The organism is Cellulosimicrobium sp. I38E (assembly GCF_001647255.1).
Taxonomy (GTDB): Bacteria; Actinomycetota; Actinomycetes; order Actinomycetales; family Cellulomonadaceae; genus Cellulosimicrobium; species Cellulosimicrobium cellulans_E.
Map to the genome: position 1 here is coordinate 45,305 of NZ_LUAZ01000061.1, position 22,878 is coordinate 68,182.

Annotated in this window: 19 protein-coding genes; 10 read left to right on the top strand and 9 right to left on the bottom strand. The window is 74.3% G+C overall.

Annotation, left to right across the window (positions count from 1 at the left end; translation table 11 throughout):
* Nucleotides 1-109: 109 nt before the first annotated feature.
* From A0J59_RS17415 to A0J59_RS17430, 4 genes are all read left to right on the top strand, one after another.
* On the top strand, nt 110-1,939 hold the full coding sequence (locus tag A0J59_RS17415; RefSeq protein WP_082919143.1) for a glycosyltransferase: 1,830 nt from the start codon (nt 110-112) through the stop codon (nt 1,937-1,939).
* Nucleotides 1,936-2,667 carry an HlyD family secretion protein gene (locus A0J59_RS17420; protein WP_053371800.1) on the top strand — a complete coding sequence of 244 codons (732 nt, stop codon included), beginning with the start codon at nt 1,936-1,938 and terminating at the stop codon, nt 2,665-2,667. The genes A0J59_RS17415 and A0J59_RS17420 overlap by 4 nt, the downstream gene beginning before the upstream one ends.
* Before the next feature lie 95 nt (nt 2,668-2,762).
* The gene (locus A0J59_RS17425; RefSeq protein ID WP_255365314.1) at nt 2,763-4,823 is read left to right on the top strand and encodes a glycosyl hydrolase; all 2,061 of its coding nucleotides are present in this window, start codon (nt 2,763-2,765) and stop codon (nt 4,821-4,823) included.
* A 123-nt stretch (nt 4,824-4,946) separates the two neighbouring features.
* Entirely contained in the window at nt 4,947-6,281 is a 1,335-nt protein-coding gene (locus A0J59_RS17430; RefSeq protein ID WP_064316950.1) for a uracil-xanthine permease family protein, read from the top strand.
* An 88-nt stretch (nt 6,282-6,369) separates the two neighbouring features.
* Here the strand turns inward: A0J59_RS17430 and A0J59_RS17435 are convergent, their stop codons facing one another.
* The 5 genes from A0J59_RS17435 to A0J59_RS17455 all read right to left on the bottom strand — a co-directional run bounded on the left by A0J59_RS17435 (nt 6,370) and on the right by A0J59_RS17455 (nt 10,286).
* Entirely contained in the window at nt 6,370-7,236 is an 867-nt protein-coding gene (locus A0J59_RS17435; protein ID WP_082919144.1) for a hypothetical protein, read from the bottom strand.
* A 345-nt stretch (nt 7,237-7,581) separates the two neighbouring features.
* Nucleotides 7,582-8,190, bottom strand: coding sequence for a GNAT family N-acetyltransferase (locus A0J59_RS17440; protein ID WP_047232301.1), 609 nt, complete (start codon nt 8,188-8,190; stop codon nt 7,582-7,584).
* Nucleotides 8,191-8,243: 53 nt separating this feature from the next.
* The gene (locus A0J59_RS17445; RefSeq protein ID WP_231581764.1) at nt 8,244-8,894 is read right to left on the bottom strand and encodes a LytR C-terminal domain-containing protein; all 651 of its coding nucleotides are present in this window, start codon (nt 8,892-8,894) and stop codon (nt 8,244-8,246) included.
* Between the two features lie 25 nt (nt 8,895-8,919).
* Nucleotides 8,920-9,216: a type II toxin-antitoxin system VapB family antitoxin gene (locus tag A0J59_RS17450; RefSeq protein WP_024841670.1), complete on the bottom strand. Its 297-nt coding sequence runs from the start codon at nt 9,214-9,216 to the stop codon at nt 8,920-8,922.
* Between the two features lie 104 nt (nt 9,217-9,320).
* On the bottom strand, nt 9,321-10,286 hold the full coding sequence (locus tag A0J59_RS17455) for a DUF389 domain-containing protein (protein ID WP_064316952.1): 966 nt from the start codon (nt 10,284-10,286) through the stop codon (nt 9,321-9,323).
* 294 nt (nt 10,287-10,580) lie between these two features.
* On the opposite strand from A0J59_RS17455, the gene A0J59_RS21710 reads away from it, so the two are divergent.
* The 6 genes from A0J59_RS21710 to A0J59_RS17480 are packed head-to-tail and all read left to right on the top strand — an operon-like array spanning nt 10,581 to nt 18,631.
* Entirely contained in the window at nt 10,581-10,670 is a 90-nt protein-coding gene (locus A0J59_RS21710) for a potassium-transporting ATPase subunit F (RefSeq protein WP_141389068.1), read from the top strand.
* A gap of 5 nt (nt 10,671-10,675) precedes the next feature.
* On the top strand, nt 10,676-12,358 hold the full coding sequence (gene kdpA / locus A0J59_RS17460; RefSeq protein ID WP_064316998.1) for a potassium-transporting ATPase subunit KdpA: 1,683 nt from the start codon (nt 10,676-10,678) through the stop codon (nt 12,356-12,358).
* Nucleotides 12,355-14,553, top strand: a complete 2,199-nt coding sequence (gene kdpB / locus A0J59_RS17465) for a potassium-transporting ATPase subunit KdpB (RefSeq protein ID WP_064316953.1) — start codon at nt 12,355-12,357, stop codon at nt 14,551-14,553. The genes kdpA and kdpB overlap by 4 nt, the downstream gene beginning before the upstream one ends.
* Nucleotides 14,554-14,576: 23 nt before the next feature.
* On the top strand, nt 14,577-15,284 hold the full coding sequence (gene kdpC, locus A0J59_RS17470) for a potassium-transporting ATPase subunit KdpC (protein ID WP_082919145.1): 708 nt from the start codon (nt 14,577-14,579) through the stop codon (nt 15,282-15,284).
* 24 nt (nt 15,285-15,308) lie between these two features.
* Nucleotides 15,309-17,936, top strand: a complete 2,628-nt coding sequence (locus A0J59_RS17475; RefSeq protein WP_064316954.1) for a DUF4118 domain-containing protein — start codon at nt 15,309-15,311, stop codon at nt 17,934-17,936.
* Nucleotides 17,933-18,631, top strand: a complete 699-nt coding sequence (locus A0J59_RS17480; protein ID WP_064316955.1) for a response regulator — start codon at nt 17,933-17,935, stop codon at nt 18,629-18,631. The genes A0J59_RS17475 and A0J59_RS17480 overlap by 4 nt, the downstream gene beginning before the upstream one ends.
* Here the strand turns inward: A0J59_RS17480 and A0J59_RS17485 are convergent.
* The 4 genes from A0J59_RS17485 to A0J59_RS17500 form a co-directional block, all read right to left on the bottom strand.
* Entirely contained in the window at nt 18,613-19,455 is an 843-nt protein-coding gene (locus A0J59_RS17485; RefSeq protein ID WP_047232295.1) for a hypothetical protein, read from the bottom strand. The genes A0J59_RS17480 and A0J59_RS17485 overlap by 19 nt on opposite strands.
* Nucleotides 19,456-19,519: 64 nt before the next feature.
* Entirely contained in the window at nt 19,520-21,196 is a 1,677-nt protein-coding gene (locus A0J59_RS17490; protein WP_220084513.1) for an ABC transporter permease, read from the bottom strand.
* Complete coding sequence (locus A0J59_RS17495; protein ID WP_047232294.1) at nt 21,193-22,128, bottom strand: ABC transporter ATP-binding protein; 936 nt, start codon at nt 22,126-22,128, stop codon at nt 21,193-21,195. Before A0J59_RS17495 ends, A0J59_RS17490 begins: the two co-directional genes overlap by 4 nt.
* The gene (locus A0J59_RS17500) at nt 22,125-22,826 is read right to left on the bottom strand and encodes a TetR/AcrR family transcriptional regulator (RefSeq protein ID WP_053371789.1); all 702 of its coding nucleotides are present in this window, start codon (nt 22,824-22,826) and stop codon (nt 22,125-22,127) included. Before A0J59_RS17500 ends, A0J59_RS17495 begins: the two co-directional genes overlap by 4 nt.
* Between the last annotated feature and the right edge of the window lie 52 nt (nt 22,827-22,878).

The window sequence follows — 22,878 nt, forward strand, 5'->3', positions numbered from 1 at the left end:
CGCCGCACCCGGGCTCAGGAAGCCGGCGGGCATCCGCTCGCCGACCTCGCGTCCGATTCCCGACCCGCGAGGTCCCCGCACGGGACCTGTCGAGAGCCGAGGACCCGCGATGGCCGTCTCCGAGTTCGACCGCCTGGTCGTCACCCCGCGCCGCACGCAGCACGTGCGGCCCGCCCCGTTCGGCCCGAGGGCCGACGTCGACCGTCCGACCGGCCCGCCGCGCGACGAGAACTCCGCCGCGCGCTCGCCGTCGCTCGTCATGATCATGCTGCTCGCGACGCTCGGCGTCGTCGCGTACGCGGTGTTCCTGCTCAACCCCGCGAACCGCGGCGACGCGCTGCCCTACGTCATGGTCATCACGGCCGAGACGGTGCTCGTCGCCCAGGCGCTGCTGGCGATGTGGACCGTGCTGTCGAGCGGGCACGACCCGCGCGGGTTCTCGTTCCACCACGCCAAGGACCGCCTGTTCGACGTCCCCGAGATCATCCGGGACGGCGCCGAGGACGACCCGACGCGCTGGAACCTCTATCTCCACGACCGCCCCGTCGCCGTCGACGTCCTCATCACCACCTACGGCGAGGACCTCGACACCATCGCGCGCACGGTCCGCGCCGCCGTCGCGCTGCGCGGCACGCACCGCACGTGGGTGCTCGACGACGGACGGTCCGACGACGTGCGCGACCTCGCCGCCCAGCTCGGCGCACGCTACGTGCGGCGCCTGTCCAGCAACGGCGCGAAGGCCGGCAACGTCAACCACGCGCTCGCCATCGCCAAGGGCGACTTCTTCGTCATCCTCGACGCCGACTTCGTCGCGAGGCCGGAGCTCCTCGTGGAGACCGTGCCGTTCTTCGTCAAGGACGACGTCGCGTTCGTCCAGACGCCCCAGACGTACGGGAACCTCGACAACCTCATCTCGCGCGGCGCCGGGTACATGCAGGCCGTCTTCTACCGGTTCGTGCAGCCCGGCCGGAACCGGTTCAACGCCGCGTTCTGCGTCGGCACCAACGTCATCTTCCGCCGTGCCGCGATCGACGACATCGGCGGCATGCACACCGACTCCAAGTCGGAGGACGTGTGGACGTCGCTCATGCTCCACGAGCGCGGGTGGCGCACGATCTACATCCCCACGACGCTCGCCGTCGGCGACACCCCCGAGACCGTCGAGGCGTACACCAAGCAGCAGCTGCGCTGGGCGACCGGCGGGTTCGAGATCCTGCTCCAGCACAACCCGCTCAGCCCGCGCCGCACCCTCACGCTCGACCAGCGGCTCCAGTACACCGTCACCGCGACGCACTACCTCGCGGGCATCGCGCCGCTCGTGCTGCTGCTCGTGCCGCCGCTCCAGATCTACCTCGACCTCACACCCATGAACCTCACCATCTCGTGGGGCACGTGGCTGCTCTACTACGCGGGGTTCTACGTCCTCCAGATCGCCATCGCGTTCTTCACGCTCGGGTCGTTCCGGTGGGAGGTGCTCATGCTCGCGTCCGTGTCGTTCCCCATCTACACCAAGGCCCTGTGGAACGCGCTGACCGGCAAGGAGCAGGCGTGGCACGTGACCGGGAGCAGAGGCAAGGTCACGTCGCCGTTCAACTACATGATCCCGCAGGTGCTGTTCTTCGCGTTCCTGCTCGTGACGTCGGTGGTCGGGGTCTGGAAGGAGTGGGGCGACCCGATGCCGAGCCTCGCGCTCGCGTGGAACGTCACCAACACGCTGATCCTCGGGGCCTTCGTCGTGACGGCCCTCCGGGAGTCGCGGTCTGCCCGGCGCGCGGCGCGCTCGGTCCGGCGGCGAAGAGGGGCGGCCGCGGCCGTCGTCGACGAGGCGCTGTCGGAGCGCCTCGGCGTCGAGGTGACGGTCGGCGTCGGGACGCGGGCCGGGAGGCGGCGAGCGCACCGTGGTGGGGTTTCGTCCGGACCTGTCGGAGGTGTCGCATGACCTGGTCGAACCGGTTCCGCCTCGTGGGCGGGCTGCTCGTGGTGGTGCTCGTGTGCGCGGCGCTCACGCTCGTGATGAACCGGCGCCTCGGGCAGGCGACGAGCACGACGGCCACCATCCGGGCGGAGGTGCTCGACGTCGGCAGCGACTACGCGGGGACCGTCACCGCGGCCGAGGTGGCCGAGGGGGACGAGGTCGCCGCGGGCGACCCCTTGTTCACCGTGAGCAGCCTGACGCTCCAGCACGACATCGCGCTCGGGCTCGTCAGCGCGGACACGTCCGCGTACCAGGTGGCGCCCGACGGGACGATCACGCTCGTCGCCCCCTACGACGCCGTCGTCACCCACGTCGCGGCCCGCGAGGGCGGGTTCGTCCAGGCGGGAGAGGTCGTCGCGTCGCTCGAGCGGGAGGGGTCGCTGTTCGTCGACGCCCGCCTGACGCTCGACCCGAGCGACTTCGCACGCGTCCGCCAGGGCGCGGAGGTCACGGTGGTCCTGCCGAACCAGGCGGAGGTCGCGGGCGAGGTCGCGTCGGTCGCGGTGCAGAACACCGCCAACCAGGCGGAGGCCACCGTCGAGGTGACGAGCGACGCGCTCGTGCGCGGGGCCGAGCACGGCCTCGTCGCGTCGGGCACGCCGGTCACGGCGAGCATCGAGCTGCACGACGACGGCCCGCTCGCCGGGGTCGACGAGTCGTTCGGCGAGTTCCTGCGGAAGGTGGGGCTGTGACGCCCCGCCGAGGTCGACCCGAGCGTCGCGAGGTCGACCTCCCGAGGGTCGATCTGGGACGCTCGGGCCGATCTCGGGGCCGGGTGGTCGCGGCGGTGCTCGCGTCGGTAGCTCTTGCCGCGGGGTGCGGGCTGTTCGAGCCGGACACCTCACCGGGGGCGACGGGCCCGCCCGGGGCGGGTGTCGCCGTCGGGCATCCCGCCGCGGACCTGACCGGAACCGTGCCCGACGTCGACCCGTCGATCCTGCCGCAGGAGTCGCTCGCCCCGATGCCCGCCGCGCGGCTCGTCGACGGGCTCGTCCCGCCGACGAACCGATGGTTCTCCGGGCTCGTGTTCGGCGCCGAGCCCCTGCCGGTGTTCCCCGTGCCGCTCGCGTTCGGCGCGACCGCCGGCGGGTTCGCGTTCGGCCTGCCCGACGTCCAGGTCACCGAGCAGTCGATCCTCGGGCCGTTCGTGCCGCAGGTCGGCGTGGACGTCGGGGCGTCGTCGGTCGTGGTCACCGCCTACGACACCGCGTCCGTCACGCTCGACCTGCTCGACGGCGCAGGCTCCGTCCTGGGGGCGGTGACCCTCGTCGAGGGGTCGCCCGTGCTGCGGTACACCGCGGCGACGGACCAGACGGCGGCGCTCACGGTCGCCTTCGCCGAGACAGGCGGGCTCGTGAGCGTCGAGGCCGGCGGGCGCGAGTACGTGCTCGTCGGGGCGGACGACGTGCTGTCGGGAGGCGGCCGGTCGCTCGACCTGGCGGAGGGAGACTCCGTCGCCTGGTTCCCCGTGCCCGACGGCGCCCCGGACGGCGCTGTCGCGACGCTCGCCGAGGCGGCCGCGCACCCCGTGACGGGCACGACGCTCGCCTACGGCGTGGCGGACGACGCCGTCACCACGGCGATCACGTACGAGACGGGAGACGACGCTTCCGGCGCCGCGACCGTCGTCGTGCGGCTCCCGCACCAGCGCGAGAGCGAGGGCGCGACGTGCGGCCTCGGCACCTACGCGACCGTGCGCGGGACGGCCGACGTGTGCACGGCGAGCACGCTCGCGTGGACGAGCCCCGCCGTCGAACCCGCCGGGACGCTCGACGTGACCGCGCTGGGCGAGGACGAGAAGACCGAGCTCGCCGACCAGGTGCGCGCCGACGCCTCTGCGCTCGAGCCCCGACCCTCGGACACCTACTTCGGGGGCAAGGCCCTCGCGCGCGACGCGAACCTGCTCGCGCTCGCCGAGCAGCTCGGGCTCGACGACGTCGCGGTGCCGCTGCGCGACGACCTCGCCGCCGCGCTGCGTGAGTGGGCCGAGCCCTCCGGCTGCGCGGAGCGCGACGCGCGCTGCTTCGTCGACGACCCCGAGGTGCGCAGCGTCGTCGGCAGGACGCCGTCGTTCGGGTCGGACGAGCTCAACGACCACCACTTCCACTACGGGTACTTCCTCTACGCCGCGGGCGTGGTGGCGGCCGACGACCCGGCGCTCGCGGCCGACCTCGCGCCCGTGCTCGACCTGCTCGCGGCGGACGTCGCGTCCGGTGCGGGCGGCGAGGACTTCCCGGCGCTGCGGGTGTTCGACGCCTACGCCGGCCACTCGTGGGCGTCGGGGTACGCGCCCTTCGCGGACGGGAACAACCAGGAGTCCGCGTCCGAGGCGGTGTCGGCGTGGAACGGGCTGGCGCTGTGGGCGCGCGCGTCGGGGGACGCGACGCTCGAGGCGCAGGCGCGCTGGCTGCTGTCCGCCGAGGCGGCGTCGGCGCGCGCGTACTGGACGGACTTCGACCGCGAAGACCCGGCGATCGAGGGGTTCGGGCACACCGTGACGTCGCTCGTGTGGGGCGGCAAGCGCGACTGGGCCACGTGGTTCAGCGCCGAACCGAGCGCGATGCTCGGCATCCTCGTGCTGCCGATGCAGCCCGTCGCCGGGTACCTCGCGGGCGACCCGGAGCGCATCCGGGCCAACCTCGACGAGGCGCTCGCGGGCCCGCGCGAGGACCCGGCGTCGTGGGACGTGATGTTCGGCGACCAGCTCCTCATGTACGCGGCCCTCGCCGGCCCGGACGACGCCGCGGCCGCCCTGAAGTTCGCCCGCAGCCTGCCCGCCGAGCGCATCGACGACGGCAACACCCGCAGCTACCTCCTCGCGTGGCTCCTGGTGCACGCGGCCGCGTAGCACCGCCGACCGCCGAACCGGGGTCGCTCCTCACCGGACCGCTCGCGTGAGGAGCAACCCCGGGTTCGGCGGGCACTACCCTGCTCCGGGGGTCTTCACACGAACTTCACGGACGGGAGAGACATGAGCGCCATCGGGTGGCGGTTGCACGGGAACGGGAAGACGGTCGCGCCGGGGGACGTCGTCGACCCGGACGAGCGGCTGACCTGGCCGCGGACCATCGGGATCGGCATGCAGCACGTCGTCGCCATGTTCGGCGCGACGTTCCTCGTGCCGCTGCTCACCGGGTTCTCGCCCGCGACGACGCTGTTCTTCTCCGCGATCGGCACCGTCGGGTTCCTGCTCATCACGCGCAACCGGCTGCCGAGCTACCTCGGGTCGAGCTTCGCGTTCATCGCCCCGATCGGCGCCGCGACGGCGTCGCAGGGCCAGTCCGTGGCCGTCGGCGGGATCCTCGTCACCGGTCTCGTGCTCGCCGCGGTCGGCCTGCTCGTGCACGTCGCGGGCGCGCGGTGGATCGACATCGTCATGCCGCCGATCGTCACGGGCACGATCGTCGCGCTCATCGGCCTCAACCTCGCCCCGGCCGCGTGGGACAACTTCAAGAAGGCGCCGGTCACGGCGCTCGTCACGCTCGGGTCGATCATCCTGGTGAGCGTCCTGTTCAAGGGCATCCTCGGACGTCTGTCGATCCTCGTGGGCGTCATCGTCGGGTACGTCGCGGCGCTGCTCCAGGGCGAGGTGGTGTTCGACGCGGTGCGCAAGGCCGCCTGGGTCGGGTTCCCCGAGTTCGTCACGCCCACGTTCGACGTCGCTGTGCTCGGCCTGTTCGTCCCGGTCGTGCTGGTGCTCATCGCGGAGAACGTGGGGCACGTGAAGTCGGTCGCGGCGATGACGGGCAAGAACCTCGACGACCTCACCGGCCGCGCGCTCTTCGCGGACGGCCTCGCGACCACGCTCGCGGGCGTCGGCGGCGGGTCGGGAACCACGACGTACGCCGAGAACATCGGCGTCATGGCCGCGACGCGCGTGTACTCGACGGCGGCGTACTGGGTCGCGGCGGCGACCGCGCTGGTGCTCTCGCTCTCGCCGAAGTTCGGCGCGCTCATCGCGACCATCCCCGCCGGCGTCCTGGGCGGCGCGGCGACGATGCTCTACGGCATGATCGGCATCCTCGGCGCGCGCATCTGGGTGCAGAACAAGGTCGACTTCTCCAACCCGGTCAACCTGACGACCGCCGCCGTGCCGCTCGTCGTCGGCATCGCCAACTTCACCTGGGCCGTCGGCGACCTGACGTTCGCGGGCATCGCGCTCGGCACGGCCGCCGCGCTCGTGATCTACCACCTCATGCGGACCATCGCGCGGTGGCGCGGCACCACCCAGGAGCCCGCCAGCCCGGCGTCGGCCCCCGGCGGCGACGAGCCGATCGTCCACGACGCGGTCGAGGACGCCCGCTGACCCAGGGCTCCGCCTGACGCCGAACCCGGGATCTCTCCCCAGCCGAAGCCTTCGCTGAGGAGTGATCCCGGGATCGGGCGTCGGGACGTCACGCTGCACGACGGCGTCCCGTCGACAGGAGCGCGCGGCGGACCGTGGCCGCGGCGCGGCCCGGCACGCGCGTGTCGGCGAAGGTGAACCGAAGCACCGCGGCGACGTCGGCGGTCACGAGGTCGTTGTGCCGTTCCCGGTCGGCGAACGCGGCGCTCGGCGTGTCGTGAAACTCCGCGCCGTCGGCCTCGGCGACCACCCAGCGGCCGTCGTCGAGCCGCCAGCCCAGGTCGCCGCGCCGTTCCCGGCCGCTCGACCCGACCAGCGGGACCTGGAGCTCGTCCGGGGAGACCCCGCCGTCGACGCAGTCGAGCCGCACCCACGTCTCGAGCGGCGACTCCGCGCGACCGTCCGCGAGGGCCCACCACGAGTGCGTCCGGGCGACACCCCGCCGACCACGGGCGTGGTCGTGCGCGCGGTCGAGACCTTCGGTCGACACCAGCCCGACGTGGAGAGCCGAGTCCATGACCGCCACGGCCCAGGGCCGGTCGAGCTCGGGCACCGCCTGGGCCAGAGCCCACTCGGGGGCCGCGACGTACCGGCCCGCCACCCGCACGACCGTCATCCCGTCGTCGAACATGCGCAACCGGATGCCGTCGCGCGACTCGAGCCCGCGAGCCCCGGGCAAGGTCGCCTGCGGGACGACACGTGCGGGCAGGCCGGCGACGCCCAGCAGCGCGAGCGCGCACGGCCCGACGGCGATCGCCTCCGGGCCGAAGGCGAGCAGCGCCGCCCAGGCGGCACGTCGGCGTCGGGGGTCGGGTGGCCGAGCGTGCAAGGGGGTCGGGTCGAGGTCGTACACGCCGGCGGTGACCCGTGACCAGGGCCCCGAGCGGACGAGCCGGGTCAGGACGTTCGGACTCACTCCGGCGTCGAGGCACTGCCTCGTGCCGACGAGCGACTCCTGCTGGGCGGCGACTGCGCGGAGGGCTTCCGGTACTGGAGAACGGGGCGGCATAAGTCGCATCCCAGCGCACCTGTCGTCGTCGGAGGAGCTCGCCGGACGGCCCTGTGGAAGGGACCCTCTAGCGGAGGGACTGTGAACTCCGACGAGGCGGGGCTCGCATCGCGAGAGGAATGCCGAACCCTTGATCGCTCCTCAGGTGCGCGCGGCAGGAGGGAGAAATCCAGGGTTCGGCACCAATCCGGGATCTCTCCCCAGGGCGAGCTGCGGGTGAGGAGCGATCCCGGGTTCGGCAGAGGGGGACGGTCAGAGGCGGAGGCCCAGGAGCAGGCCCTCGTCGACGTCGAGGCGGGTGAAGCCGAGGTGCTCGTAGAAGCCGATCGCGGAGACGTTGTCCTCTGCAACGCCGAGGTGGACGCCCTTGACCCCGGCGGCGCGCAGGGCGTCGAACAGCGCGTCCATCAGCCGGCGGCCGTTGCCGCCGCCCTGCGCGACGGGCAGCAGGTCGACGTGGAGGTGCGCCGGGTAGTCGGGGAGCACCGAGGGGTCGGTGCGGTGCGGGCGGTGGATCTGACGGACGAGCGCCTCGTCGCGGGAGCCCTCCGGGAAGCTGCCCAGCGGGTACCGCTCGCGCAGCGGCGGCCACCACTCCCGCTCGGACCGCGCCTCGAACGCGGCGGTGTCGCGCGCGCCCAGCACGTAGCCCGCGGCCACGCCGTCGACCTCGACGACGAACGCGAGCGACGGCTCGAGGGCGAGGTACGCCCCGAGGTAGACCTCGCCGAGCAACCGCGGGTCGGTGTACAGGGAGGTCGCGTCCGCGCCGGACGCGCCGGTCCGCAGGCAGATCTCGTAGAGGCGGTCGACCTCGTCGGGGTCGGTGGTCCGGGCGGGCCGGAGGGGCAGGGTGCTCATGGGTACCGTTCGGCGGTCGTCAGGCTCGGCGGGGCGCCGGGCGAGGGACGTGCTCAGCCCTCCGCGGGCGGCACGGGCAGCGGCTGGGGGGTGATCTCCTCGATCGCGACGCACCCGGCGCGGCTCTCGAGCGGCACGTCGCTGGACAGGCCGACGAGCTCGGGGTCCACGACGTCCTCGAAGTCGGCCCCCACGTAGAGGTCGACGGTGGAGGCTTCGCGCGTGTCGAGCACCAGGCCCGGGTTGTCGTAGTGCGCCGCGAGCGTGTACGCCTGCGCGAGCCCCGTGACGCCGAAGTGGATCTGCGTCTGCGCCACGACGTCCGAGCTGCCGTCGCCGTCCAGGTCCGGCGCGTTACCGGTGGTGAGCACCGTGAAGCCCCGGGACGTGAGCAGTTCCTGGTTCAGCCGCCCGAGGGGGGCGTCCTTGCCGGACGCGTTGTAGACGTTGACCTGGACGTCGGCCGCCGCCGCCGGGAGCGTGCCCTCGGGCAGGCAGGGGACCTTGACGTCCGCGAGGTCGTCGACCGCCTCGGGCGACGACAGCGGCCGGTCGAACGGGGCGTCGATCGCCCCCGTGTAGACGGCCAGCGCACCCAGCCCGACGACGGCGAGCGCGGCGATGAGGAGCCCGAACACGACGGCCTGGCGCTCGTGCATGCGTCGGCGACGCTCGGCGCGTGCGGTGTCGGGGCGGGTGGTCACGCCAGAAACCTACCGGACCCCGCGCTCATCGCACGGTCAGGACGCGGGCGTGCAGGATGGCGCGCTGCTGGAGCGCGGCGCGCACCGCGCGGTGCAGTCCGTCCTCGAGGTAGAGGACCCCCTCGTACTCGACGACGTGCGCGAAGAGGTCGCCGAAGAACGTCGAGTCCTCGGCGAGGAGCGCGTCGAGGTCGAGCGTGCGCTTGGTCGTGACGAGCTCGTCGAGGCGCACCTGACGAGGGGGCACCTCGGCCCAGTCCCGCGCGGTCACCCGGCCGTGGTCCGGGTAGGGGCGCCCGTCGCCGACGGCCTTGAAGATCATGCGGCACATCCTAGAGGCCGGACCCCGCTCCTCGCCCGGGTCGGCGCGGTGCCGGTCACGCAGTCGTCACGATCTCCCCACGTGGAGCACCCGGGTCCTCCGCGTCAGGCGGCGTCGGGCGGCCCGTCCGGTCGGGCCCTGAGCAGTCGCCGCCGGCCGAGCCGGCGTCCGAGGTGGAGCTGGACGAACAGGGTCACGACCCCGGCGACGAGCAGCCCGGCGACGTTCACGAGGAGCTGGACGCCCGCGCCGAGCGCCTCGTCCCACGCCCCGACGGCGAGCGTCAGGCCGATGGCCCCGACAGCGGGCACGGTCGTGATGGAGATGAAGACGCCGACGAGAGCAGCCGACTTGGAGGTGGTGAGGGAGAGCACACCCGCGACGCCCGCGAGGAGCGCGATGACGAACGACCAGGCGTCGGGCGACACGATGAACTCGGTCTGCGGTCCGGTCGTCGCCTGCTCGTAGGTGATGAGACCGGCCGCGTATGCGAGGCTCCACACGGCCCAGGCGACCGCGGCGCAGCCCGCGAACCCGCCGAGGAGCGTCGCCAGCGCCGACCCCGCGATCCCGCGCCGTCGCCGCACGACCGCGTAGCAGATGGCCGCGATGGGGGCGAACTCCGGCCCGACCACCATGGCCCCGATGATGAGGATGGGCTGGTCCAGCAGCCGCCCGATCCCGGCGATGAGCGTCGCGAGGAGGAGGAACACGAAGAACGTGGCGGAGGGTCGGGAGTCCTCGCGCGACGTGTCCGCGAGCTGCGCCCACAGGACCCCGTCGGCGGGGTGGCCCGGCGCCGCCTCCTCGGCCGCGACCGCGGCGTCCGCCACGACCGTCACCGGCTCCGTGACGACGATGCTCCCGTCGGCCGGGACGCCCGCGTGCCGGAGGGTCCGCATGACGTTGTTCGCGTTCTCCCGCGCCATCTCGAACCACAGGACGTCGCCCCGGCCGTCGAGCGCCGCGCCGGGAACCACGGCCAGGTCGCACACGGTCGGGTCGGCGTCGAGGACGGGACGCAGACGTTCGACGAGGTCGTGCCCCGCGGTGACCCGCACACTCAGCATGGCGCCATCGTGCCAGCCGGGCGCCGCCCGTCGGGGACGCGTCCCGTCAAGGTTCCGGCAGAGGGCGTCAAGGTTCCGTCAGAGCCCCGTCCGGAGCCCTCCCGCCGGGCGTAGAACGGCAGTGCGCCCGGGTTCCGGACGCCGGCACGACGCCCCGCCGCGGGCGCTCGCCGACCCTCGTCGAGAAGGCGTTCCCACCATGGCCGACCTGGCCTTCCTCCTCCTCACCGTCGCGTTCTTCGCGACGGTCGCGCTCGTCGCGCGTCGTCACGGCTCCTCCGGAGGTGCCCGGTGATGGTCCTCGACTGGATCGCGCTCGGTGCCGTCGTCGCCGTGCTGGGCTACCTCTTCGTCGCGCTGCTCCGCAGCGACCGGGCCCGGTGAGCGCCGTGGAGACGACGGTCGACGCCGCGGTCGTGTGGGCGGCCGTCGGTCAGGTCGCGCTCCTCGTCGCGGCGCTCGCGGCGGTGCACGCGCCGCTCGGCGCGTACATGGCGCGCGTGTACACCTCGTCGCGCCACCTGCGGGTGGAGCGCGCGGGCTACCGGCTGGCGCGCGTGGACCCCGACGCGGAGCAGCGCTGGAGCACCTACCTCTTCTCGCTGCTGGGCTTCTCGCTCGCCTCGGTCCTCCTCCTCTACGCCCTGGGCCGCCTCCAGGACCACCTGCCGATGAACCTCGGGTTCACGGGGCTGGACCCCGCGGGTGCCTGGAACACGGCGGTCTCGTTCGTGACGAACACGAACTGGCAGTGGTACTCGGGCGAGGCCGCGGCGGGCCACCTCCTCCAGATGGCAGGGCTGGCCGTGCAGAACTTCGTCTCGGCCGCCGTCGGGATGTCGGTCGCGATCGCGCTCGTGCGCGGGTTCGCCCGCTCCGGGACCGACGCGCGGATCGGCAACTTCTGGACCGACCTCACCCGGTCCGTGGTCCGTATCCTGCTCCCGATCGCGTTCGTCGCGGCGGTCGTGCTCGTGGCGAACGGCGTCATCCAGAACCTCGGCCCGCACACCGCGGTCGAGACGCTCGCCGGCGGGACGCAGCACGTCCTCGGCGGTCCCGTCGCCTCCCAGGAGGCCATCAAGGAGCTCGGGACCAACGGCGGCGGGTTCTTCAACGCGAACTCGGCGCACCCGCTGGAGAACCCGAACCCGTTCACGAACGTCTTCGAGATCTTCCTCATCCTGCTGATCCCGTTCACCCTCCCGCGCACGTTCGGCCTCCTGGTCGGCGACCGCCGCCAGGGCTGGGCCGTCCTCGGCGCGATGGCCGGGCTGTTCGCCGTCGCGCTCGCGCTGACCACGTGGGCGGAGCTCGCCGGGCCGGGTGCCGCGCCCCAGGCCGCGGGCGCCGCGCTGGAGGGCAAGGAGACCCGGTTCGGTCTCGCCGCGAGCGCCCTGTTCGCGACCGCGACGACCGGCACGTCGACCGGCGCGGTCAACGCGATGCACGACTCGCTCACCGCGCCCGGCGGGGGAGTGGTGCTCTTCTCGATGCTGCTCGGCGAGATCGCCCCCGGCGGCGTGGGCGCGGGGCTCTACGGGATGCTCGTGGTCGCCGTCGTCGCGGTGTTCGTCGCGGGACTCATGGTGGGCCGCACGCCCGAGTACCTGGGGAAGAAGATCGGGCGCCAGGAGATCACGCTCGTCGCGCTGTACGTCCTGACGACCCCGGCGGTCGTGCTCGCCGGCACGGCGCTGTCCGTGGTCCTGCCCGACGGGCTCGCCGGGCAGCAGGAGGGTGGCCCGCACGGGCTCACCGAGGTGCTGTACGCGTTCGCGTCGGCCGGGAACAACAACGGCTCCGCGTTCGCCGGGCTGTCGGCCGGGACGCCGTACTACAACACGCTGCTCGGGCTGGCGATGCTCGTCGGCCGCTTCGTCCCCATCGCGCTCGTCCTCGCCCTCGCGGGGCGCCTCGCCTCCCAGCGGTCGGTCCCGCCGTCCGCCGGCACGCTGCCGACCCACCAGCCGCTGTTCGTCGGCCTGCTCGGCACGGTCGCGCTCGTCGTCGTCGGCCTCACGTTCGTCCCCGTCCTGTCCCTCGGTCCTGTCGTGGAGTCCCTGTCATGAGCACGCCGCTCGCTTCCGTCCCTCAGCTGCCCGGCACCCCGGCGTCCCCCGCGGGTGCGCCTGACGGCGGCCCGCACGGCGACCGTCCCGGCGGCGGGCGTCGTGCCCCGCGGGCGCTGTCTCTCGCACAGGTGGGCGCGGCGCTGCCCGCCGCGGTGCGCAAGCTCGACCCGCGGGTGCTGTACCGGTCGCCGGTGCTGTTCGTCGTGGAGCTCGGCGCGGCCGCGACGACGGTGCTCGCCGCGCTGGACCCGGACCTGTTCTCGGTCCTCGTCGCGGCGTGGCTGTGGGCGACGGTCCTGTTCGCGACGCTCGCCGAGTCCGTCGCGGAGTCGCGGGGCAAGGCGCAGGCGTCGAGCCTGCGCGCGACGCAGCGCAGCACGACGGCGCGCCGCGTGGACGCGCCGGCGGACACGCTCGCGGCCGGGTCGAGCCTGCACCTGCTGCCGACGGTCGACGTGCCGTCGTCGAGCCTGCGGGTGGGCGACGTCGTCGTGGTCGTCGCGGGGGAGACGATCCCGGGCGACGGCGACGTGATCGAGGGCGTCGCGTCGGTCGACGAGTCGGCGATCACGGGCGAGTCCGCCCCGGTGATCCGTGAGTCGGGCGGCGACCGCTCGGCCGTGACGGGCGGGACGGTCGTCCTGTCCGACCGCATCGTCGTGCGGATCACGGCGCCGGCCGGCCAGACGTTCGTCGACCGGATGATCGCGCTCGTCGAGGGCAGCGAGCGCCAGCGCACCCCGAACGAGATCGCGCTCAACGTGCTGCTCACGTCGCTGACGATCGTGTTCGTCCTCGCCGTCGCGACGCTCCAGCCGTTCGCCGTGTACTCGGGGGCGCGGCAGTCGCTCGTGGTGCTCGTCGCCCTCCTCGTGTGCCTCATCCCGACGACGATCGGCGCGCTGCTGTCCGCGATCGGCATCGCGGGCATGGACCGCCTGGTCCGGCGCAACGTGCTCGCGATGTCCGGGCGCGCGGTCGAGGCGGCGGGCGACGTCGACGTGCTGCTGCTCGACAAGACCGGCACGATCACGCACGGCAACCGGTTCGCGACCGAGGTGCTGCCCGTCGGCCGTGTGGGCGCGGGCGAGCTCGCCGACGCGGCGCGCCTGGCCTCCCTGTCCGACGAGACGCCGGAGGGGCGCAGCATCGTCGACCTCGTGACGTCGACGGACGGGCGTCCGGCGGCGGACCTGGTGCGCGAGACCGCCGGCGCGGAGTTCATCCCGTTCACGGCGCAGACCCGGATGTCCGGCGTGGACCTGCCGCTGCCCGACGGCGGCGTGCGGCGCGTGCGCAAGGGCGCGGGCTCCGCGGTCCAGCGCTGGGTGCACTCCACGGGCGGGAGCGTGACGGGCCCGGAGACGGACGAGCTCGCGGCGCACGTCGAGACGGTCAGCGGGCAGGGCGGCACGCCGCTGGTGGTCGCCGAGCAGGTGGGCGACGGCCCGGCGCGGGTGCTCGGCGTCGTCCGGCTCAAGGACGTCGTCAAGGACGGGCTGCGCGAGCGGTTCGACCAGCTCCGCGCGATGGGCATCCGCAGCGTCATGGTCACGGGCGACAACGCGATCACCGCGCGGGCCATCGCGGCCGAGGCGGGCGTGGACGACGTGCTCGCCGAGGCCACGCCCGAGGACAAGCTCGCGCTCATCCGGCGCGAGCAGGAGGGCGGGCGCCTCGTCGCGATGGCCGGCGACGGCACGAACGACGCGCCCGCGCTCGCCCAGTCCGACGTCGGCGTCGCGATGAACACGGGGACGACGGCCGCGAAGGAGGCGGGCAACATGGTCGACCTCGACTCGAACCCCACGAAGCTCCTGGAGATCGTCGAGATCGGCAAGCAGCTCCTCATCACGCGCGGCGCGCTGACCACGTTCTCCGTCGCGAACGACGTCGCCAAGTACTTCGCGATCCTGCCCGCGATGTTCCTGGGCGCGTTCCCCGCGCTCGAGGTGCTCAACGTCATGCGCCTGTCGAGCCCCCAGTCCGCGATCCTCTCCGCGGTGATCTTCAACGCGCTGATCATCGTGGTGCTCGTCCCGCTGGCGCTGCGTGGGGTGCGGTACCGCCCGGCGTCCGCGTCGGCGCTGCTCCGGCGCAACCTCCTGGTCTACGGGCTCGGCGGCCTCGTGGCGCCGTTCGTCGGGATCAAGCTCGTCGACCTCCTCGTCTCCCTCCTCCCGGGCTTCTGAGCCCGGTGCCGAAAGGAACTCCCGTGCCCACCTCCTCGCAGGTCCCGTCCGGCGCCCGTCCGTCGACCGCCGGCGGCGCCGTCTCCTTCGTCCGCCAGTCGTGGGCGGGGCTGCGCGTCCTGCTCCTCATGACCGTCCTGCTCGGCGGGCTGTACCCGCTCGCGGTGACGGGGGTCGGCCAGGCCGCCTTCGGGTGGCAGGCGAACGGCTCGCTCGTCCGCGCGGACGGGACGCGGGCCTCGTCGGTCGACGACACGGGGGCCGACGGCGCCCCGGTCGTCGGGTCCGCCCTCGTCGGCCAGGCGTTCGGCGAGCCGGGGACGGCGCCCGAGTGGTTCCACGGCCGCCCGTCCGCGGCCGGGGACGGTTACGACACCCTCGCGTCCGCGGGGTCGAACCTGGGGCCGAACAACCCCGACCTGGTCGCCGCGATCGAGGCGCGCCGGGCGGCCGTCGCCGCGGAGGACGGCGTCGACTCGGCGAGCGTCCCGCCGGACGCCGTGACGGCGTCGGCCTCGGGACTCGACCCGCACGTGTCGCCCGCCTACGCGGACCAGCAGGTCGAGCGCGTCGCCGCGGCGCGCGGGCTCGACCCCGCGGCGGTGCGCGCGCTGGTCGACGACGCCGCGGCCGGGCGCGTGGCCGGTGTGCTGGGCGACCCGCGCGTGAACGTGCTCGCGCTCAACCTCGCGCTCGAGAGCCTCGCGCCCACCGGCTCGGACGCGTCCTGACGTGCGGCGTGATGGACTGCGCACATGAGTGCCGACACGCCTGACGGGCGGCGCCGGGGGAGGCTGACGGTCTACCTCGGCGCCGCGCCGGGCGTCGGCAAGACCTTCGCCATGCTCGACGAGGCGGTGCGCCGCCGGGCCCGCGGGACCGACGTCGTGGTGGGCCTCGTCGAGACGCACGGGCGCCCGGCCACGGCGGCGAAGATCGGCGACCTCGAGGTGGTGCCGCGCCGCGCCGTCGGGCACCGGGGCGTCGAGCTCACCGAGCTCGACGTCGACGCCGTGGTCGCGCGCGGCCCGGACGTCGCGCTCGTGGACGAGCTCGCGCACACGAACGCGCCCGGCTCGCGCCACGCCAAGCGGTGGCAGGACGTGCACGACCTCCTCGACGCCGGGATCGACGTCGTGACGACGGTGAACGTGCAGCACCTGGAGTCGCTCACCGAGGACGTCGAGGCGATCACGGGCGTCCGCCAGCGCGAGACCGTCCCCGACCACGTGGTGCGCGAGGCCGACCAGATCCAGCTCGTCGACCTCTCTCCCCAGGCGCTGCGCCGACGGCTCGCGCACGGCAACGTCTACCGGGCCGAGCAGATCGACGCGTCCCTCTCCGCCTACTTCCGCGAGGGCAACCTCACGGCGCTGCGCGAGCTCGCGCTCCTGTGGCTCGCGGACCGGGTCGACGACGCCCTCACGCGCTACCGCGCCGACCACGCGATCTCGGGGACCTGGCCCGCGCGCGAGCGCGTCGTCGTCGCCGTCACCGGTGGGCCGGAGAGCGCGACGCTGCTGCGGCGCGGCGCCCGCATCGCCGAGCGGGCGGCCGGGTCGGAGCTGCTCGCCGTGCACGTGCTCGCGACCGACGGGTTGCCCACGGCGTCGCCCGCCGCGATCGCGGCCGACCGCGCGCTCGTCGAGTCGCTCGGCGGCACCTTCCACACGGTCGTCGGGGAGGACGTCGCGTCGGCGGTCGTCGACTTCGCGCACGGCGCCAACGCGACGATGGTCGTCGTCGGCGTCTCACGGCGCTCGCGATGGCGCGAGGCGTTCCTCGGCTCGACGAGCGCGGAGATCGCCCGGCTCTCGGGCTCGCTCGACGTGCACCTCGTCACCCACGAGCGCGCGCGGTCCGGGAGGGTCGCCCGTCGGGGCTGGAGCCCGTTGTCCGCCCGACGGCGCGTCGCGGGTTTCGTCCTCGCCGTCGCCGGCCCGATGGGTCTCACCGCCCTGCTCGACGCCGGCCGGGAGGCGGTCGGTCTCCCGACGCAGGTCATGCTCTTCCTCGCGCTGTCGGTCGGCGTCGCGCTCGTCGGGGGCATGTGGCCCGCTCTGGCCTGCGCCGTCGTCTCCTTCCTCTGCCTCAACTGGTTCTTCACGCCGCCCACCGGCCTGCTCACCGTCGCCGACCCGGAGAACCTGCTCGCGCTCCTCGTGTTCGCGCTCGTCGCGGCCGCCGTCGCGTCGGTGGTCGACCTCTCGGCGCGCCGCACGGTCCAGGCGTACCGGGCGCGCGCCGAGGCGTCGACGCTCGCCGCCCTCTCCCGGTCCGTCCTGTCCGGCGAGGACACGGCCGAGGCCGTCGTCGCGCGCCTCGCCCAGACCTTCCAGCTCCGCCGCGTCGCGCTGGAGGAGCGGGCGCGCACGGACGGGCGGGCCCAGGCGTGGTCGACCGTCGCGGTCGCGGACCGCGCCGTCGACACCGGGATCCCGGGCACCGCGAGCACGGACACCACGAGCCCGGTCCGTCGCGCCCGGCGCGGCCACGGACACGGTGAGGAGACCCGGACCGTGGTGAGCGTCGACGACGACCTCCGGCTCGTGCTCGACGGCCGTCCGCTGCCCGCGGGCGACCGCCAGGTGCTCGAGGCGTTCGGCGCGCAGGCCGGCATCGTGCTCGAGTACCGGCGGCTGCGCGAGGAGGCCGCGCACGCGGCCGTCCTCGCCGAGGCGGACGCGACCCGCACCGCCCTGCTCGCGGCCGTCTCCCACGACCTGCGCACCCCACTCGCGGCGATCCGCGCGGCCGTCGACGGGCTGCGCTCGCCCGGCGCGGTCCTGGAGCCTCAGGACCGGACGGCACTCGTCGAGACCGCGGCGTCGGAGACCGAGCGGCTCGAGCAGCTCATCGACAACCTGCTCGACCTCTCGCGCCTCCAGACGGGGTCCGTCGCCCCGGTCCTGCGGGACGTGTCGCTCGAGGAGATCGTCCCGGTCGCCGTCGAGCCGCACGGCCCGCGCGTCGCGCTCGACGTGCCCGAGGACCTGCCCCTCGTGCGCACCGACCCCGGCCTCCTCGAGCGCGTCGTCGCGAACGTCGTCGCCAACGCCGTGCGGTTCGCGCCCCCGGAGGAGCCCGTCCGCGTCCGGGCGTCAGCGTCAGGCGGCATCGTCGAGGTGCGGGTCGTCGACCTCGGGCCGGGCGTGCCCGACGACGCCAAGGAGCGGATGTTCGAGTCCTTCCAGCGGCTCGGGGACGCCGGCGGGCACGGCGTGGGGCTGGGGCTCGCCGTCGCGCGGGGGTTCTCCCGCGCCGTCGGTGCGACCCTCGTCCCCGAGGACACCCCGGGCGGAGGCCTCACCATGGTCCTGACCGTCCCCGTCGCGCCGCCGCGCGAGCCGGGGGCACGCACCGAGCGGGAGGAGCGCGCGTGAGCGACGACCCGGCGACCCACCACGTCCTCGTCGTCGACGACGACCCCGGCCTGCTGCGCGCGATCGCCATCACGCTGCGCACCCACGGCTGGAAGGTCAGCACCGCCACGTCGGGCGGGGCCGGCATCGACCTCGTCGCGACCGACACCCCCGACGTCATCCTGCTCGACCTCGGCCTGCCGGACCTCAGCGGGTTCGACGTCATCCGGGCCGTGCGGGCCTGGAGCACGGTGCCGATCGTCGTGCTCTCCGCGCGCCACCTCGGTGACGACAAGGTGGACGCGCTCGACGCCGGCGCCGACGACTACGTCACCAAGCCGTTCGCGATGCCCGAGCTCATGGCGCGGCTGCGTGCCGCCGTCCGGCGCTCGGCCGGCTCCGCGCGCGACGGGTCCGCGGTCGTCGAGGCGGGCGACCTGCACATCGACCTCGCGCGACGCCGCCTCCTGCGGCGCGGCGCCGAGGTGCGGCTGAGCCCCACGGAGTGGGCGCTCCTCGAGATCCTCGTCGCGCAGCGGGGCCGCGTCGTCGAGCGCGAGCACCTGCTGCGCGAGGTGTGGGGGCCGACCGCCACGCGCGACACCCACTACCTGCGGGTCTACCTCGCGCAGCTCCGCCGCAAGCTCGAGGACGACCCCGCGGTGCCCCGCCACCTCATCACGAGCCCCGGCATCGGCTACCGGTTCGAGGAGTGACCCGACGCGTCGTCCACGACGCGCGCGAGCTCGCGCACGACGGCGCCCGGCAGCGCGGGCGGGAACAGCAGCGCGCGCTGGAGCTCGCCCGCGCGCCAGCCGTCGCACGCGAGCGCCGCGAGCACGAGCGACGACGGCGCGCCCTCCTCGCGCCACGCGCGCAGCACGAGCGCGTGCACCGCGTGCTGCCCCTCGGGGACGTCGTCGCGCGCGACCCCGCCCAGCGCGTACAGGCGCAGGAGCGCCGCGGCCTTGCGCGAGTCGTCGAGCGCGGCGACCGACGCCGCGACCGCCGCGCGCGACGGGTCGAGGCGCAGCGGCGAGAGGTCGTCGAACCCGGACTGCAGGACCTCTAGCGCGACGTCGTCGACGAGCGTCTCCGCGTCGCCGAACATCGAGCGCAGCGTCGACTCGCTGCGCTCGCAGCGGCGGGCGACCGCGGCGAGCGTGACGTTCTCGACCCCCTCCTCGAGCGCGACCCGCAGCACGGCGTCCACGAGCGGGCGCTCGTCGTCGCGGAACGGGTCCTCGTCGAGGTCCACGTCGCGGAAGACGACGGCGCTCGCCGGCGGCCGCACGTCGGCGTACCGGGAGAGGTCGCCGATCAGGTCCTCCCACTCGGCCTCGGTGAGGTCGTACGCGTCCTGGTAGAGACCGAGCCACGTCCCCTCGAGCGCGAGCGCCGCGACCCACGTGCGCGGGTCGGGGACGCCCGCGGCGCCGTCCGGCCCTCGGCTCGGCTCCTGGGTGGGGATCGCGGCGACCCACTCGTGCAGGGTGGCCCTGGCCGAGCGCGTCGCGTCGCTCCGGTCGGGCGTGGACATGACCGTCACCTCCGTGGTCGGAAAAGGTGGATCGAGCCTAGCCGGAGGCCGCGACGGTCTCGCGTCAGGGACGCGGGACGTCGCGGCGGCGGAAGCCGACCAGGCCCAGCGCGACGAGCGCCACGGCGAGGAGCGTGAGCCAGACGAACGGCCACGGCTCGACGTCGGCCCCCGGGAGCTGGGGGACGTGCCAGAACGGCGAGACGCCGCTGGCCCAGGACGGGAGGTCGAGCAGGGCGCCGAACATCGTCACGACGAACGAGTAGGCGAGGAGCGCCCAGGCGAGCGCCGCGAGCCCCGGACGCCAGCCGAAGGCCGCGACCGCGACGCCCGCGACGACCGCGATCGCCGGGAGGTACGCGAACGACGCGGCGAGGTAGTCGCCGAACCCGAAGGCGTCCTCCCCGACGCTCAGCGCGCCGAGCCACAGCCCGACGGCGCTCACGGCGAGCAGCACCGACGTCCCGACCAGGGTCACGACGAGCTGGGCCCCGAGCCAGCGGACGCGCCCGACCCCGGTCGCGAGCACGGGCTCGAGCCGCCCCGCCGTCTCCTCGCCGCGGGCCCGCTGTGCCGACGCGACCGCGAAGCCGCCCGCGCCGAGCCCGAGGAAGAGGGCCATGATCGCGACGAACCCGCCCACGAGGTCGGTGGCGTCGCCGAGCATCTGCGCGATCTCGGGGTTGTCGGCGACCATGTCGCCCACGGAGTCGACGAACGTCCCGCACGCGAGCGCGGTGACGCCGACCCCCACGGCCCACGCGACCACGGACGCGCGCTGCTGGCGCCACGCGAGGGCGAGCGGGCTCGCGAGCCACCCGGCGGCGTCCGGCCGGCCCGCGCGTGGAGGGACCAGGCCCGCGCCGAGGTCGCGACGCGCGGCGAGCGCCGCGCCCAGGGCGAGGAGCAGCACGACGAGCGCGACCGAGAGGCCGAGGGGCCACCAGCGCAGGTCGACGAACGCGCGGATCTGCTGCGCCCAGCCGATGGGGGAGAGCCACGAGACCCAGCTCCCGTGCTCCTCCTGGACGTCGCCGACGGCGCGCAGCAGGAACGCGACGCCGAGCACGGCGAGCGCGAGGCCGCTCGCGGCGCGCGCGTGCTCGGTGACCTGGCTCGTCACGACCGCGACGGCGCCGAACACGAGCCCCGTGACCCCGACGGCCGCGCCGAGCGCGAACGAGTCGACGGCGTCGAGCCCGGTCGCGACGAGGACCGCTCCCGTCGCGAGCGCGATCGCCGCGTTGGCGACGAGCGCCGCGACGAACGCCGCCGTCGCGGGGGCGTGGCGCCCGACGACGCCGGCCCGGACGAGCTCCGCCCGCCCGGTCTCCTCCTCGGCGCGCGTGTGCCGCACGACGAGGGAGATGCTCATGATCGCGACGGCGACCATCACGGTGAGCGCCATCTCGTTCGCGATCATCGCGCCGAGCGTGTAGTCCTCGATCCCGTACTGCGGTCCGGACAGCATGATCCCCGCGGGGCTCGAGACGAGCGCCGCGCGCGCCTGGCGGTCGGCCGCGGTGGGGTAGAGCGTGTCGAGCGCGACGGCCGCGTACCCGAACAGGAGCGCGATCGACGCCGTCCACACGGGGATGCGGACGCGGTCGCGGCGCAGCACGAAGCGCAGCAGCGTGGTCCAGCCCGTGGCCGCGCGGCCGCGCCGGTGCGGCTCGGGCGCGACGGCGGCGCGCCGCCTGCTCGGTGGTGCCGCCGTGCGAGCGGACCCGGGGGCGCTCACAGCGCGCCCGCCCCGTCGAGCACGGCGAGCTCGTCGCCGTAGTGGCGCAGGAACAGCTCCTCGAGCGACGGGGGGTTGACCGTCACGGAGCGCAGGCCGAGGTCGGTGAGCGCGCGCAGCACGGCCTCGACGTGGTCGTTGTCGACGTCGAACCGCGCCCGCGTGCCGTCCGCGCCCGGCTCGACGACGAGGTCGTGCACGCCGTCGAGCGCGTCGAGCGCCGAGGGGTCGCGCTCGGTCACGGCGGTGACCGACGACCGCGTGAGGTGCCGCAGCTCGGTGAGCGTCCCCGACTGGACCGTGCGGCCCGCGCGGATGATCGTCACGGTGTCGCAGAGCTTCTCGACCTCGGCCAGGATGTGGCTCGAGAGCAGGACGGAGCGGCCCTCGGCCGTCACCTCGCGCACGCACTGCGTGAACACGGACTCCATGAGGGGGTCGAGGCCCGACGTCGGCTCGTCGAGGACGAGCAGCTCGACGTCGGACGCGAACGCCGCGACGAGCGCCACCTTCTGCCGGTTCCCCTTGGAGTAGGTGCGCGCCTTCTTCGACGGGTCGAGCTCGAAGCGGTCGAGCAGCAGCTTCTTGCGCTGCGGGTCGACGCTCCCGCGCAGGCGGGTGAGCAGGTCGATCGCCTCGCCGCCGGTGAGGTTGGGCCACAGGTTGACGTCGCCGGGCACGTACGCGAGGCGCCGGTGCAGGTCGACGGCGTCGTGCCAGGGGTCGCCGCCGAGCAGCCGGGCGCTGCCGGAGTCGGGGCGCAGCAGCCCGAGCAGCACCCGGATGGTGGTCGACTTGCCCGCGCCGTTCGGTCCGAGGAACCCGGCCACCTCGCCCGCGCGGACGGTGAGGTCGAGGCCGTCGAGCGCCTGCACGTGGCCGAAGGCCTTGCGCAGGTCGTGCACCTCGACGGCGGGGGTCGTGCTCGTCATCGCGTCTCCTCCTGGTGGGTGGTGTGCTGCACGTAGGCGTCGAGCAGCGTCGGCTCGACGAAGAGTCCTTCGGTGAAGACCTCGAGCGCGGGGAGCATCACGCGCTCGACGTACTCGCGGAGGTCCGCCTCGGGGTCGCGCGGCTCGCTCCGCTCGCGCAGCGCGCCGTCGATCAGCAGCGAGCCGAGCGAGAGCGAGACGAGGTAGCGCGCGCGGGCGGCCTCGTCGCGGCTGGGGCGGATGACGCCGGCGGCGACGCCGGACTCCATGTACTCGAGCGTGACCTGCGTGAGGTGCTCGACGAACGACCGCGCGAGGTCCCCGCCCGCCTGGAGGCTGCGCAGCGTGTACTCGAACACGGGCGCGTAGTCCTCGATCCCGGCGAGCTGGGTGAACAGCGCCATCGGCCCGGCGGCCGGGTCCTGCGGCGAGATGGCGTCGGTCTTGGCGGCGCGCACGGCGTCGAACACGTAGTCGTCGCACGCGCGGCGGAGCCCGTCCTTGGACCCGAAGTGGTGCACGACGAGCGCCGCGCTCACCCCGGCGTCGGCGGCGATGGTGCGCAGCGGGGCGCCGAACCCGTCGCGCGCGAACCGCGAGATCGCGGCGTCGCGGATGCGGGCGCGGGTCGTCAGGTCGTCGGTGGTCGACGGCGCGGGGCGGGCGCGGCCGGTCGGTGAGGGTTTGTCTGAACGCACGTTCAACAGACTAAACACTTGTTCAATGCCTGTCCACCACGGGGGAGCGCTC

Coding starts and splice junctions, on each gene's coding strand:
- A0J59_RS17415 (WP_082919143.1), top strand. CDS start 110: ATGGCCGTCTCCGAGTTCGACCGCCTGGTCGTCACCCCGCGCCGCACG.
- A0J59_RS17420 (WP_053371800.1), top strand. CDS start 1,936: ATGACCTGGTCGAACCGGTTCCGCCTCGTGGGCGGGCTGCTCGTGGTG.
- A0J59_RS17430 (WP_064316950.1), top strand. CDS start 4,947: ATGAGCGCCATCGGGTGGCGGTTGCACGGGAACGGGAAGACGGTCGCG.
- A0J59_RS17440 (WP_047232301.1), bottom strand. CDS start 8,190: ATGAGCACCCTGCCCCTCCGGCCCGCCCGGACCACCGACCCCGACGAG.
- A0J59_RS17450 (WP_024841670.1), bottom strand. CDS start 9,216: ATGATCTTCAAGGCCGTCGGCGACGGGCGCCCCTACCCGGACCACGGC.
- A0J59_RS17455 (WP_064316952.1), bottom strand. CDS start 10,286: ATGCTGAGTGTGCGGGTCACCGCGGGGCACGACCTCGTCGAACGTCTG.
- A0J59_RS21710 (WP_141389068.1), top strand. CDS start 10,581: ATGGTCCTCGACTGGATCGCGCTCGGTGCCGTCGTCGCCGTGCTGGGC.
- kdpB (WP_064316953.1), top strand. CDS start 12,355: ATGAGCACGCCGCTCGCTTCCGTCCCTCAGCTGCCCGGCACCCCGGCG.
- A0J59_RS17475 (WP_064316954.1), top strand. CDS start 15,309: ATGAGTGCCGACACGCCTGACGGGCGGCGCCGGGGGAGGCTGACGGTC.
- A0J59_RS17485 (WP_047232295.1), bottom strand. CDS start 19,455: ATGTCCACGCCCGACCGGAGCGACGCGACGCGCTCGGCCAGGGCCACC.
- A0J59_RS17495 (WP_047232294.1), bottom strand. CDS start 22,128: ATGACGAGCACGACCCCCGCCGTCGAGGTGCACGACCTGCGCAAGGCC.